The following is a 12754-nucleotide window of genomic DNA, read 5'->3' as shown; positions in this document are numbered from 1 at the left end:
CGCGAGCGTACGCAGGTCCCGCCCGGCGGTCATCCGCGCCCCCGCTCAGGAACGCTCATCCCGCTCCGAGCTCGTCGGCGACGGCGTGGGGCCGCCGCGCCGCCGGGGCGCGCCGGGCGTCCGCGTGGATACGGGCCAGGTCGCGCAGGCAGCCGGCCGCGTGCCGCCGCACGGAGAACGTCGAACCCGGGACGTCGTGCCACACCACGGGGATCTCCACCGGTTCGGCGCCCCGGCGACGGCAGTGCAGCAGCAGTTCAACGTCGAAGGCGAAGCCGGGCGTGCGGAGGTCCGCGGCGGCGGCCCGGGCCAGCGGGCCGGTGAAGAACTTGAATCCGCACTGCGTGTCGGCGACGCCTCCGGTGAGGTCGCGGACGAGACGGTTGAAGGCGAGCGCGCCGACGCGCCGCAGCGGATGCCCGTACACCTCGACGGTCGAGCCGGGGTGCCGCCGCGAGCCGATGACGACCTGGTGCCCGGCCCGGAGAAGGGTGAGGACCTGGTCGAGGGCGGCCGGGTCGGTGGCCATGTCCGCGTCGCAGAACCCGGCGTACGGGGCGGTGGTGGCCAGGAGCCCGGCGCGCACCGCCGCGCCCTTGCCGGGAACCGGGCAGTGGAGGAGGCGCACCGGAACGGGCCCGGACCAGGTCGCGGCGATCCGGGCGGTGGCGTCAGTGCTGGCGTTGTCCACCACGAGGATCGACGCGCTCAGCGGCAGCGCGGCCAGCGTGGCGGACAGCCGTTCCAGGCCGTGCGGAAGCCGCCCGGCCTCGTTGCGCGCGGGGATGACGACGTCCAGCGCCGGGGCGGGCGGGCACTCCGGACGCACGGCTCACCGGGTGCCGTAGTTGTACAGCGGCTTGACCACCGGGTCCTGCTGGGAGGTCGTGATGACCCGCACGACGCCGAACGAGGCGAGGAGGGCCAGCACCACTCCGGCCAGCATGGCGACGGCGATCCGCATCATGGCTCCTTCGGCGACGATTGTGCGAGAAGGCTACCGACCAGTAGCCGGATTGACCAGACAAGTGCCGCAAAAGTAGTGAACGATGCTATTGCAGTAGGCCATTGCGCAGCCGGTGCGGCCCTGCTCCGGGCGGCACCGGGGATGCGATAGAGGAGCAGGTCCGGTCCGGTGACGACGCGCTCCGCCCCGGGCAGCCGGCCCGCCCAGGTCGCGAACTCCTCCGGCGCGTCCACGGCGACGTACCGGACGCCCCGGGCGCGCAACGCGCCGGTGAGCGGCGCGCCGGAGCGGATGAGGGGGTCCAGCGCGCGGGCCCTCGGGTCCTCCACCGCCATCCGCAGGTCCCGCCGCCCGCCCGTCCCGACCCGTACGGCGTCGTTCAGGATCACCCGGCCGGGCAGGAAACGGGGCAGCGGATCGAGCACCCGGCGCCCGCCGTTCCAGGCGTAGCCCCGGTACGCCTCCCACGGCAGGACGAGCACGTCACCGGGGGCGGCCCGTACGACGGCGCGCGCCCGTGACCAGTCGGCCGGGTAGCGCACCGCCGCGAGCCGGCCGCCCGCGCCCCAGGCCAGGCCGGGCAGCAGCGCCACCGGGACCAGGAGCGCCAGGGCCGCGAGCTCCGGGCGCCGCCCCGCGACGCGGTCGACGGCCACGCCGATCCCGACCGCGACGACGACGGCGAGCGGCGCGACGTACTGCTGGCCGTCCCGCAGCACCGCGAACCCGGGCCACAGCCCGATCGCCCACCGCAGCAGGCCCGGGACGACCGCGCCGAGGGAGGCGAGGACCAGACCGGCGAGCGCGGCGGCGCCCAGGCCACGAAGGCCGGCCGCCCGGCCGCCGCGGGCGTACGCGGCCAGGGCGAACAGGACGACGCACAGCCAGGGCACCGCGGTGACGGCGGCGCCGTATCCAGGCGGCACGGTCTCGGCGTTCCAGCCGCCGCCGAGCAGCAGCAGACTGCCGAGCGTGCCGAACGGCGTGTCCGCGCGGGCCGCGAACGCCGCCACCCCCGCCGGATCCGCCGGCACCCCTGAGAACCGCGCGAGGGACGGCACGAGCCACGGCAGGCTCATCACGAGCAGCCCCGCGAGCAGCCACGGCAGTCGTCTTTCCCCCGACCGACCGACCCCGACCGACCTCCCGGGGCGCGGGCGGTGCAGGCCGACGACGAGGACGACCAGGCCGGACACGGCCATCGCGGCGAACCCGCCGACCGCCGCCGGCACCAGCGCGAGGACCAGCCGCCGGGGCTCACCGCGCGCGGCGGCCCGCGCCACCCAGGGCAGCGCGGCGTACCCGAGGAGCAGCGCCCACTGGCCGAGCAGCAGCCGCTCGGCGACGAAGGGGTTCCAGGCGTAGACGACGCCGCCCGCCAGCCGGGCCGTGCGCCGCTCGGAGGGGACCAGCGCGGACGCGGACACGCAGGCGATCACGAAGACGGCCAGCAGGATCGCCTTCTGCACGAGGTCGGCGGGCGCGACCTGGGCCAGCGCCGTCACGACCGCGTCACTCGGCACGTGCCGGGGCAGCATCCCGGCCAGCCCGAACGTCTCCCGGTCGAACACCGGGTGCGGCACGAACACCATGTCGTACGCGAGCGTGAACCCCGGCGCCAGCGCGGGCCCGAGCGCCAGCAGCCCCAGGACCAGCCCCGTTCCGGCGGCGACGGCGGCGGAGCCGCGGGACACGCGTTACCTCCCCGGTTCGGGGTCCCGGGGCAGCCCGAGGAGGCGTTCGGCGATCACGTTGAGGTTGACCTCGGTGGTGCCCCCGCCGATGGTCATCGCCCGGGAGGCGAGCAGCAGCCTGGTCCACTCCGCGCGCGGGCCCGCGCCGGGCGGGCCGGTCAGCGCGCCCTCCGCGCCCAGCAGCCCGAAGCCGTACTCGGTGACACGCTGGCCGTGCTCCATGCCGACGAGTTTGCCGACGTTCGCGGTGGCGGCGGCGTCCACTCCGGACAGCCGCTTGAGCGTGGCGCGCAGGCCGAGCAGCGCGAACACGTGCGCGTCGGCGACCAGCCCGCCCAGGCCGTCGCGGACGACCGGGTCACCGGCGAGGCCGAGGTCGCGGACCAGGTCGAGCAGCCGGGGCACGTCCGCGCCGAGCTGCCAGCCGGTCGACAGGTTGACGCGCTCGGCGGTGAGCGTGACCCGCGCGACCCGCCAGCCCGCGTTCACGGGGCCGACCACAAGCGCGTCGGGCACGAAGACCTCGTCGAGGAACACCTCGTTGAAGACCTCCGCGCCGGTGAGGTCCGTCAGCGGCCGCACCTCGACCCCGGGCGTGGCCATGTCCACCAGGAAGTACGTGATGCCCTCGCGTCTGGGCGCGTCCGGGTCGGTGCGGGCCAGGCAGATCCCCCACTGGGCGTGCTGGGCGAGCGAGGTCCAGATCTTCTGCCCGGAGATCCGCCATCCGCCGTCGACTCTCTCGGCGCGGGTGCGCAGGCCGGCCAGGTCCGAGCCGGCGCCCGGCTCGCTGAACAGCTGGCACCACACGAGCTCGCCGCGCAGCGTGGCGGGCAGGAAGCGTTCCCGTTGCTCCGGCGTGCCGTACGCGGCCAGCGACGGCGCGACCCACGCGCCGATGCCGAGGTACGGCCCCGTGATCGCGGCGGCGCGCAGCTCCCGGTGGATGATGACCTGTTCGAGGGGCGAGGCGTCCCGGCCCCACGGCCGGGGCAGGTGCGGCTGCACCCAGCCGCCGGCGGCCAGCTCCCGGATCCGCTCCCGCTCGCCGAGCGCGGCCAGCCCGGCGATCCGCTCCCGGATCTCCCGGCGCAGCGGCTCGGCCTCGGGCGGCAGGTCCAGGTCGCGCTCCCGCGTCTCCCCGGCGAGGGCGAGCCCGGCGATCGACGCCCGCTCGTCCGCCGCGCGGCCCAGCACCGCGCGGATGGTCAGCGCGCGCCGGTAGTACAGGTGGGCGTCGTGCTCGTAGGTGTACCCGATGCCGCCGTGCACCTGGATACAGTCCTGCGCGCAGGTCACCGCCGCGTCGGGGGCGACGACGGCCGCCACGCCGGTGGCGTACGGCACCTGGTCTCCGGCCACGACGGCCTGGGCGGCGTCCCAGACGGCGGCCCGGGCCCGCTCCAGCTCGATCAGCATCCGGGCGCACTTGTGCTTGACGCCCTGGAACCGCCCGATCGGCCCGCCGAACTGCTCACGGGTCCGGGCGTACGACGCGGCCGTCTCGACCGCCCACGCGGCCACCCCGCACGCTTCCGCCCCGAGGATCACCGCGGTGAGGGCCCGCGCGTCCCGGGCGGTGAGCCCGGTCAGCACACGGCCGGCGGGCACGACCGCGTCCCGTGCCCGCACGCGCGCCGCACCGCGTACGGCGTCGACGGCGTTCAGGGGCTCCGCGTCGAACTCCCCGCGGCGCAGCACGATCCAGGTCTCGCCGCCGTCGTCGACGGTCACCGGGGCCACGACGACGTCCGCCGTCAGGCCGCCGGGGACGGGACCGGCGGCACCGTCCACGACCAGGCCGTCGTCGCCCCGCCGCCCGGTGAGCCCGGCGGCCGGGCACACCGCGCCGGTCAGCGTCCCCCCGGCGAGGCCGGGGAGCAGCTCCCGCTCCGCGCCGGGCGCGCCGGCGGCCGCGATGACCGCGCTCGCCAGCACGGTCGGGACGTACGGCCCCGGGACCAGCGCCCGGCCCATCTCCTCGACGGCGACCGCGAGCTCCAGGACCGTGAAGCCCTGCCCGCCGTGCTCCTCCGGGAGGTGCAGCCCGAGCAGCCCCTGCCCGGCGAGCTCCGGCCAGTAGGCGGGCGTCGCGGCGCGTACGGCCTGCTCGAGGTCTCGCCCCACGGCCCGCTCGTCCGCGACGGCCGCCCGTACGACCGGCCGGGGCGCGTGCCGCTCGGCGAGGCGGCGCACGCTCGCGGCCAGTTCCTCGTGCTCCTCGGTCAGCCCGATGCCCACCGGACGCTCTCCCGCACCGCCGCTACCTGCCCGGCTCCGGGTCGCGCGGCAGGCCGAGCATGCGTTCGGCGATGACGTTCAGCTGCACCTCGGTCGTCCCGCCGTAGATGGTCATCGAGCGGCTGAACAGCATGTACCGCGCCCAGAGGCCGGTGGCCTGCCCGGGCTCCTCCTCGGCGGCCACCGCGCCCTGTGACTCCCAGATGAAGTCGGCGACCTCCTGGTTGAACTGCACGCCGAGCAGCTTGCGGACGCTCGCCTCGGCGCCCGGCTCGTGCCCGGAGATCTGCTTGAGGGTGAGGCGCAGGCCGAGCAGGTCGATGGCCTGGCCCTCGCAGAGCAGCCGGCCGAGCTCGATCAGGGTGGGCGGGGTGATGAGCTCCTTGCCGTCGAAGGAGTTGAGCAGCTCGCGCGTGCCGGCGCCGAGGCCCTGCCCGCTGGACAGCTGCACCCGCTCGTTGCTGAGGGTGTTGCGGGCGACCTTCCAGCCATTGCCGACCTCGCCGACGACCTGGTCGTCCGGCACGAACACCCCGTCGAGGAAGACCTCGTTGAACATCGCGTCGCCGGTCAGCTCGCGCAGCGGCCGCACGTCGACGCCCTCGGCCTTCATGTCCACGATGAAGTACGTGATGCCGTCGTGCTTGCGCGGCTCGACCGAGGTACGGGCGACGCAGATCGCCCACTGGGCGTGCTGGGCCAGGGACGTCCAGATCTTCTGCCCGGTGAGCCGCCAGCCGCCCTCGACCCGCTCGGCCCGCATCTGCAGCGAGGCCAGGTCGGAGCCCGCGCCGGGCTCGCTGAACAGCTGGCACCACACCAGCTCGCCGCGCAGCGTCGGCGCCACCCACCGCTCCTGCTGCTCCGGCGTGCCGTACGTGACGAGCGACGGCACGACCCACGCGCCGATGCCGAGCTGCGGCCCCTTCACCTTCGCGGCCCGCAGCTCCTGGAGGATGAGCACCTGCTCCACCGGCGAGGCGGCCTTGCCCCAGGGCTTCGGCAGGTGCGGGAACACCCAGCCCTCGTCGCCCATCCTCGCGTGCCGTTCCCGGTCCTCGGAGATCGCGGCGAGCTCTTCGACCTCCGCGCGGACGCGGTCGCGCAGCGGCTCGGTGTCCTCGTCCAGTTCGACCTCGACCGCGCGGCGTACACCGTCGAGCGCCAGCCGCGCCACCTGACCGGCCCACTCCTTGCCGGGGCCGAGCAGGACCCGCAGCGTCGAGGCACGGCGCAGGTAGAGGTGGGCCTCGTGCTCCCACGTGAAGCCGATGCCGCCGAGCACCTGGATGCAGTCGCGGGCGCAGCGCAGCGCGGCGTCCGGCGCGATGACGGCGGCGACGCCGGCCGCGAAGCGGGACTCGTCGGCGGGGTCGTCGCAGGCGCGGGCGGCGTCCCAGACGGCGGCGCGGGCCTTCTCCAGGTCGATCAGCATCCGGGCGCACTTGTGCTTGACGCCCTGGAACTGCCCGATCGGGCGGCCGAACTGCTCGCGGACCTTGGCGTACTCGGCGGCGGTGGTCACGCACCAGTCGGCGAGGCCGACGGCCTCGGCGCCGATCAGCAGCGCGGCCAGGTCGCGGACCTCCGCGCCCGTGAGGCCGGTCAGGATCCGGTCGGCCGGGACGGCGACGTCCTCGGCGGACAGCCGTGCGACGCGGCGGGTCCGGTCCAGGCTCTTGACCGGCGTGACGGTGAGGCCGGCGGCGTCGACGGCCACCCACTCCTCGCCGTCGCCGACCGCGACCGGCAGCACGATCACGTCGGCGAGCGCCGCGCCCAGGACCGGCTCGACCGTGCCGCTGATCGTCAGGCCGTCGCCGGTACGGCGGCCGGTGAGGCCGGTCGTGAGGGTCAGGGCGCCGATCAGAGAGCCGCCGGCGAGACCCGGCAGCAGTTCGGACTGTGCCTTGCCGGCCTGCCCGGCGCGCACCAGCGCGGCACTGGCCAGCACGGTCGGCAGGAACGGGCCGGGGACGACGGCGCGGCCGAGGGCCTCCAGGGCGACCGCGAGCTCCAGCAGCCCGGCGCCCTGCCCGCCGTGTTCCTCCGGCACGTGCAGCCCGAGGAGACCCTGCTCGGCGAGGCCGGCCCAGAAGGCCGGGCGGGTCTCGTCCTCGGCGTCGAGCGTCGCGCGTACGACGTCGACGGATGAGTACCGCTCAGCCCAGCCGCGCGCCGCATCGGCGAGCGCCTCCTGCTCCTCGGTCAGACCGATCGCCATGTCCCCACCTCATCCCGCGATGTCCCGTTGCGGCCTACCTTAGATGGCCACGGACACCGATTGGAATGGCATTCGGTATGTGACACGACTCTCGGGGACCGAGGCCGGATCAGGACACCTTGATCGAGCGCATGACGTAATTGACGTCGGGCCAGAGCTTCTTGGCGGTGTTCGGCACCGACATCAGCAGCACTCCGGGCTCCTTCCTGCCCGTGTCGACCACCGCGACCGTGAAGAGCTCCCCGGTGGTCTTCACGCCCCGCTGACGGTAGGTCAGGTAGTAACCGACCAGCCATCCCTTGTGGCCGTCGACGGTCAGCGACTGCGAGGCCAGCACCCTCTTCTTGTGCTTGTAGCCGTACATCCGCTTCTCGTAGGAGTCGGCGACCTGGGTCGCGGCGGCACGCTCACTTCCCGGCCCGGTGTAGGCGTCCTTGTTCGCGCCGCCCAGCTGCGCGCTCAGCAGCCGGCCCCAGCGCTTGGGCTCGCTCACGGCGTACTGGCCCGCGCTGAACCCGAGCTCGGCCATGGCGCCCTTCTGGGTCTGCATCTGCCACGGCTTGCCGAGCTTGGGGTAGGACAGGCCGGCGTGCGCGTCGGCGATGTGCCCCACCGGCTTGGTGTGGTCGCCCTTGAACTGCGCGAGGGGCTTCTCCGGCTGCGCGTCCGCCGGCTGACCCGCCTTCGACTTGGACTTCGACTTCGCCGGGGCGGTCTTGTGGTGGCCGGTGCCGGCGTCGGCGGACTTGTCCGAACCGCCGCCCGAGCTCAGGAAGTAGGCGCCGCCCGCCGCGATCAGGCCGACGAGGAGCACCCCCAGCCCGGCCAGCAGCGGCCGCTTCGACCGGCCCTCCTCGAAGTCGTCGCTCGGCGGGGCGGTCAGCCCCCCGGGCGCTCCGCCGTCGCCGTCCTGCTCCCGCATCCATTCCGGCAGCCGCAGGTTGCCGCTGCTCGGCTTGCCGGGCTGAACCGGGCCGGTCGGGCCGAGCGGTTTGTTCCACAGCGCCGGGTCGTCGTTGTGGGAGAAGAAGTCGTTCTCGGCGGCCTGGTCCTCGGCCGACACCGGCCCGCCCGCCGGAGGCATGCCCGCGCCGGGAACCGCCCCCGCGCCGGGGAACGGCCGGGGCGGGACCCCGTCACCGTAGGGCTGCGGACCGCCCGGCTGCACACCGCCCATCTGCGGGCCACCCGGTTCCGCACCGCCCGGCAGTGAACCGCCCGGCTGGGCACCGCCCGGCGCCGCCGGGCCGGCCGCGCCGTCCTCGGGACCGAGCAGGGACTCGAAGGAGTAGGGCTCGGACGCCGGGCCCGGGCTCACGGACGGGGCGGCGGGTCCGGGGTCGGCCTCCCGGCCCGGATGCGAGGTCGCGAAGCCGAACGACGGATCCGCCACCTCGTACCCGTACGTCGCGTCCCGCGCGTCGTACGGGGCGACGTCGGGGGTCTCGGAATCGAAGGGCGACGGCGTCGAACCGGTGGACCCGGCGGTCTGCGACCAGGCGGCCTCGGACGCGCCGGAAAAGGTCTCCGGCGTCCTACGGCCGTGCGACGGCGTCTCCTCCTCCGGGACCGGCACGGACGGGAACGCCGTGGTCGGCTCGAACGAGATCTGGGGTTCGGCCGATGCCTCGGAGCCGTAAGGATCACGCTGCTCGCCCGGCTGCTCGGCGCCGTACGACCCCCCGGCGGGGAACGAGCCGGTCGGCTCGGACGGGCCGAAGCCGCCGTAACCGGCGGGCGCGCCGGATCCGGCGGGCTTCGCGGGAGCCTCGGCCGGGCCGGGGAACGGATCGGCGGGCTCGAACGGGGCGCGCTCCCGGCGCGGGGCGCTCGGGGCCTGATCCTGCTCGGGTACGGCGGGGAACCCGCCCGTCGGCGCATCGTCGTCGCTGGACCAGGAGCCGGGCCCGCCGTTCGGGGACGAGACGCCCGATGCCGCGGAGTCCTGTCCGCTGACCTCGGGAAGCGGGCCCGTCGGCTCGTCCGGTTCGGAGTACGGGCCGCTGTGGCTGTTCGCCGGACGCCACTGCCCGGCGCTCCCCTGATCAGACATGCCGCACAGGTTACGTGAAGATCAACATTTCTCGCTTCGGACACCAATTACGCTCAGGCCACAGATTGTTGGCCACGACATGGACGCGATGTGACGTCCGTCTCACGCCGGAGTGTCGGCGAACGCACCGTGATCTGGCGGAACTCCCGGCCCGGCAAGCCTTTCCCGCGCCAGCAGCGTACCGCCGGCCACCGCACCGGGCATCGCCAACACGGAACCGAGCGGAATGATGAAGGTCACGAACACCGACACGCCGAATCCCAGGGACAGCCCCCGGTGGCGGCGCAGGAGGGCGAAACGCTCACGCCGCCGCACGCCGCGCCGCTCCAGCGCGATCGACGTCAGCTCGAACGTCAGGAAGTAGCCCGACACGAATGCCGCGATGACCGGGACGACCGTCTGGCCGACGGCCGGAAGAAAGCCCAGGGCGAAGAACAGCACGGCGAGCAGCGTGGTCACCGCCCCGACGACGATACCGTCGGCGATCGCCCGCGTGAGTTGCCGCAGGAGCGGGACCTGGACCTCCGGCGGCAGCCCGCCCTCGCTCTCCTCCACCCTCCCGGACAGGCTCTCGTAGAAGGGATCGCCGACGATCAGGGTCACCGCGGTGAACGTGACGATCGCGATCATGACCGCGGTCCCGAACAGGAGGACGGCGATCAGCCCGCGCGCTGCGTCCCGGGCGCCCTTCGACCAGTGATCGGCGAACGGGCTCATCGCCTTCGCCAGGTCCCAGTCGTAATTGGCCAGGAACACAAGGGCGACGACGTAGATCGCGAGGACGATCAAAGCCGGAATCAGGCCGAACAACCACTGCCGCGGCCGCCGCGCGACCCATGCCATGCCCCGCAGGAAATACCGGACGCCCATCGCCAAATCTCGCACGCGCCCACATTAGAGCTCGAACAGCGTGTGAGGCTCCGTTCTCCCGGCCCGGGCCCGGTGGAACCGCTCCCGGCCCTCGGCGAGACCGATCACGGGATCCGGGTAGTCCAGGCGCCGGCGGACCTCGGGCGGCAGGAGCCACGGGCGGTGCACGGCGCCGCCCTCGATCCCGGCGAGTTCCGGCACCCAGCGGCGCACGTAGTCCCCGCGCCCGTCGAACCGCCGGGCCTGCACGAGCGGGTCCATCACCTGGTCCGGCCGGGTGCTGGCGCCCGTCCCGGCCACCCACTGCCAGTTGAGCTGGTTGTTCGCCACGTCCCCGTCGACCAGGAGGTCGAGGAAGTGCCGCGCCCCCACCCGCCAGTCGACATAAAGAGTCTTGGTGAGGAAGCTCGCGGTGATCAGCCGCCCGCGGTTGTGCATCCAGCCCTGCTCCGCCATCTGCCGCATCGCCGCGTCGACCAGGGGATATCCCGTACGCCCCCGCCGCCAGGCCGCGACGAGCGCCTCGTCGGTCCGCCAGCGGTCGTTCCGCGGCCGGTAGTCCTCGTGCGCCGTCTCCGGCCGGTCCGCGAGCAGCTGCCGGTTGAAATCCCGCCAGGCCAGCTGGCGTACGAACGCCTCGGCGCCGGGACCGCCCACCGCCGTGGCCCGGCGCACCAGCTCCACCGCGGACAGGCACCCGAAGTGAAGGTACGGCGACAGCCGGGACGTGGCGTCCCCGGCGAGGTCGTCGTGACGGTCGGCGTACCGCGTGACCGGCCCGTCCAGCCAGGCGGCCGCGCGCCGCCGCCCCTCCTCCTCGCCGCCTCGCGGCAGGGCGGGCGACGGGTCGCCGTCGGCCAGGTCCGCGCCCGACGGCAGGCGCTCGGACCGTACGGCCGGGACCGGCACCGTGTCCGGAGCGCCCAGCGGCTCCCGTACCGGGACCTCGCTCCACTTCCGGTAGTAGGGCGTGAAGACCCCGAAGTGTCCCCGGGACGCCGGAGTGAGCGCACCCGGCGGAACGACGAAGGTCACGGAGTCATGGACGCACAGCCGGCGGCGGGAGCGGTCCAGCATGTGGCCCAGCCTCGCCTCGCGGCGCTGCGCGAACGCGCTGACGTCCCGTGCCAGATGCACCTCACCGGCCCCGGTCTCCTCGGCGACCCGGGCGACCTCCTCGACGACGTCCCCGCGCCGGACGACGAGACGACCGCCCCGGCCGCGCAGCGCGCCGTCCAGATCCGCGAGACAGTCGGCGAGGAACGCCGCCCGGTTGGGAACGACGAAGCCGGCGTCCCGCACCCCGTCGTCGATCACGAACAGCGGCACCACCTGATCCGCCGCGCCCACCGCCGCACGGACCACCGGATTGTCGTGAACCCGCAGGTCGGCCGTGAAGAGACAGATCGCGACGGACATCACCTGTGGCCATGCCCGCCGCCGCCGAACGGGACACCGCCCATCCCGGACTGTCCGGGACACCGAACGAGCTTCCGGCCCATGGGTCACATCCGTACCTTCGGGCGGCAACAGACCTCGAACCCAGGAAGGTGCCCCGGTATGAGAACGAGGATCATCCCCCTGCTCGCCTCCGCGGGTGTGACCGCCACCCTGTTCGCCGCGTCGGCCGGAACGGCGCACGCGAGCACCACGGCACTGGTCGGATGCGGGTCCGCCGGCAAGGTCACCGCCAAGATGTGCCGCCTGTACAAGGCGGCGAGCAGCGCTTCCAGTAAGGGCAAGTACCACTGGGACTCGGTCGGGTGCAAGCATTCGGACCCGCTGCCCTACCACCCGCAGGGCCGCGCCTGCGATCTCGTCTACGGCAAGATCGGCAAGTCGGCCACCGGCGACAACAGGGCCGACGGCGCGAAGATGGTCAAGTGGCTGGTGAAGTACCACGGCAAGTACTCCATCGACCACGTCATCTGGCAGGGGATCATCTACTCGCCCAACGGCAACTGGCACGGCCACGCGGACAAGAACTGCAAGAAGGGCTCCGGCGTCACCGTCTGCCATCGGGATCACGTGCACGTCGCGGTAAAGCCCTGACCATCACCGGTCTCGTCCGGCCCGCCACGCGGGCCGGACGCCGGCCGATGGCCGTCACCAGCGCCGCCCCGACGGCCACGGCCGCCAGGACACCACCGGCCGCCGCCAGATGCCGCCTGGTGATCCGCGCCGCCCGCGGCTCGGGGGCGTGGGCGCGGAGCAGCAGGTGCCGGCGCCGCTCGAGCCACGCCTCGACGACGGGCGGCGGGCAGCCGCAGGCCCGGGTGAACGCTTCGACGATCTCCTCGCGCGGCAGCCGGTCCCGGTTCAGCGAGGAGGCGACCGTGCTGTGCGGAAGAGCGTCTCCCACCAGCGCCGCCCGTTTCTCCAGCTCGCGATAGGAGCAGCCGGACCAGGCCTTCAGGCTTCGGAGCCCGGCGACGAACTCGCCCACGCTACCCGCCGCATCGGGCACCGGCGCAGAGGTAAGCACTCGTACGAACCTCACTTCGAGCCCTCGAAGATGATCCCCGAGTCTCGCCCATCCCTCCGGCGACTTCAAAGGGCCCCCAGTCCCATCCCAAAGTCCCGGAACGCAAAAAAGCCGCCGGCCCGAAGACCAGCGGCACCCCCACCACAAGAGGGACAGCAACCCCCACCCGCCGCGAGCACCCACCCCCGCCACAGGGGGGGGCACGGGGGCGAAGCCCCCA

General features: G+C 74.0%; 10 protein-coding genes. 1 reads left to right on the top strand and 9 read right to left on the bottom strand.

Going from position 1 to position 12754, the window contains the following annotated elements; translation table 11 throughout:
• Positions 1–55: 55 nt before the first annotated feature.
• The 8 genes from NE235_RS24690 to NE235_RS24660 all read right to left on the bottom strand — a co-directional run bounded on the left by NE235_RS24690 (position 56) and on the right by NE235_RS24660 (position 11468).
• Positions 56–829 carry a glycosyltransferase gene (locus NE235_RS24690; protein WP_252806976.1) on the bottom strand — a complete coding sequence of 258 codons (774 nt, stop codon included), beginning with the start codon at positions 827–829 and terminating at the stop codon, positions 56–58.
• Positions 830–832: 3 nt separating this feature from the next.
• Positions 833–964: a hypothetical protein gene (locus NE235_RS37655; protein ID WP_289849159.1), complete on the bottom strand. Its 132-nt coding sequence runs from the start codon at positions 962–964 to the stop codon at positions 833–835.
• A complete protein-coding gene (locus NE235_RS24685; protein ID WP_252806974.1) occupies positions 964–2661 on the bottom strand; it encodes a hypothetical protein in 1698 nt (565 codons plus the stop codon). Before NE235_RS24685 ends, NE235_RS37655 begins: the two co-directional genes overlap by 1 nt.
• 3 nt (positions 2662–2664) lie before the next feature.
• The gene (locus NE235_RS24680) at positions 2665–4902 is read right to left on the bottom strand and encodes an acyl-CoA dehydrogenase (protein ID WP_252806972.1); all 2238 of its coding nucleotides are present in this window, start codon (positions 4900–4902) and stop codon (positions 2665–2667) included.
• A gap of 22 nt (positions 4903–4924) precedes the next feature.
• A complete protein-coding gene (locus NE235_RS24675; RefSeq protein WP_252806971.1) occupies positions 4925–7126 on the bottom strand; it encodes an acyl-CoA dehydrogenase in 2202 nt (733 codons plus the stop codon).
• Positions 7127–7235: 109 nt separating this feature from the next.
• Positions 7236–9179, bottom strand: a complete 1944-nt coding sequence (locus NE235_RS24670; protein ID WP_252807246.1) for a hypothetical protein — start codon at positions 9177–9179, stop codon at positions 7236–7238.
• 102 nt (positions 9180–9281) lie between these two features.
• Positions 9282–10064, bottom strand: a complete 783-nt coding sequence (locus NE235_RS24665; RefSeq protein ID WP_252806969.1) for an EI24 domain-containing protein — start codon at positions 10062–10064, stop codon at positions 9282–9284.
• A 9-nt stretch (positions 10065–10073) separates the two neighbouring features.
• Positions 10074–11468 (bottom strand): cryptochrome/photolyase family protein, encoded by a 1395-nt coding sequence (locus NE235_RS24660; RefSeq protein ID WP_252806967.1) that lies wholly within the window; start codon positions 11466–11468, stop codon positions 10074–10076.
• 141 nt (positions 11469–11609) lie between these two features.
• On the opposite strand from NE235_RS24660, the gene NE235_RS24655 reads away from it, so the two are divergent.
• A complete protein-coding gene (locus tag NE235_RS24655) occupies positions 11610–12101 on the top strand; it encodes a hypothetical protein (RefSeq protein ID WP_252806965.1) in 492 nt (163 codons plus the stop codon).
• On the opposite strand, the gene NE235_RS24650 is transcribed toward NE235_RS24655, so the two are convergent.
• Positions 12055–12495 (bottom strand): hypothetical protein, encoded by a 441-nt coding sequence (locus NE235_RS24650; protein WP_252806963.1) that lies wholly within the window; start codon positions 12493–12495, stop codon positions 12055–12057. The two genes, NE235_RS24655 and NE235_RS24650, sit on opposite strands and share 47 nt — an antisense overlap.
• Between the last annotated feature and the right edge of the window lie 259 nt (positions 12496–12754).

Origin of the sequence: Actinoallomurus spadix, assembly GCF_024055725.1 — a bacterium.
Lineage (GTDB): Bacteria > Actinomycetota > Actinomycetes > Streptosporangiales > Streptosporangiaceae > Actinoallomurus > Actinoallomurus spadix.
The sequence above is the reverse complement of the archived record's forward strand: the minus strand, read 5'-3'. Positions and strand labels throughout refer to the sequence as shown.

Bases quoted from the DNA above. Each gene is read 5' to 3' on its own strand.
- NE235_RS24670 (WP_252807246.1), bottom strand. From the start codon at position 9,179: ATGTCTGATCAGGGGAGCGCCGGGCAGTGGCGTCCGGCGAACAGCCAC.
- NE235_RS24675 (WP_252806971.1), bottom strand. From the start codon at position 7,126: ATGGCGATCGGTCTGACCGAGGAGCAGGAGGCGCTCGCCGATGCGGCG.
- NE235_RS37655 (WP_289849159.1), bottom strand. From the start codon at position 964: ATGCGGATCGCCGTCGCCATGCTGGCCGGAGTGGTGCTGGCCCTCCTC.
- NE235_RS24660 (WP_252806967.1), bottom strand. From the start codon at position 11,468: ATGTCCGTCGCGATCTGTCTCTTCACGGCCGACCTGCGGGTTCACGAC.
- NE235_RS24655 (WP_252806965.1), top strand. From the start codon at position 11,610: ATGAGAACGAGGATCATCCCCCTGCTCGCCTCCGCGGGTGTGACCGCC.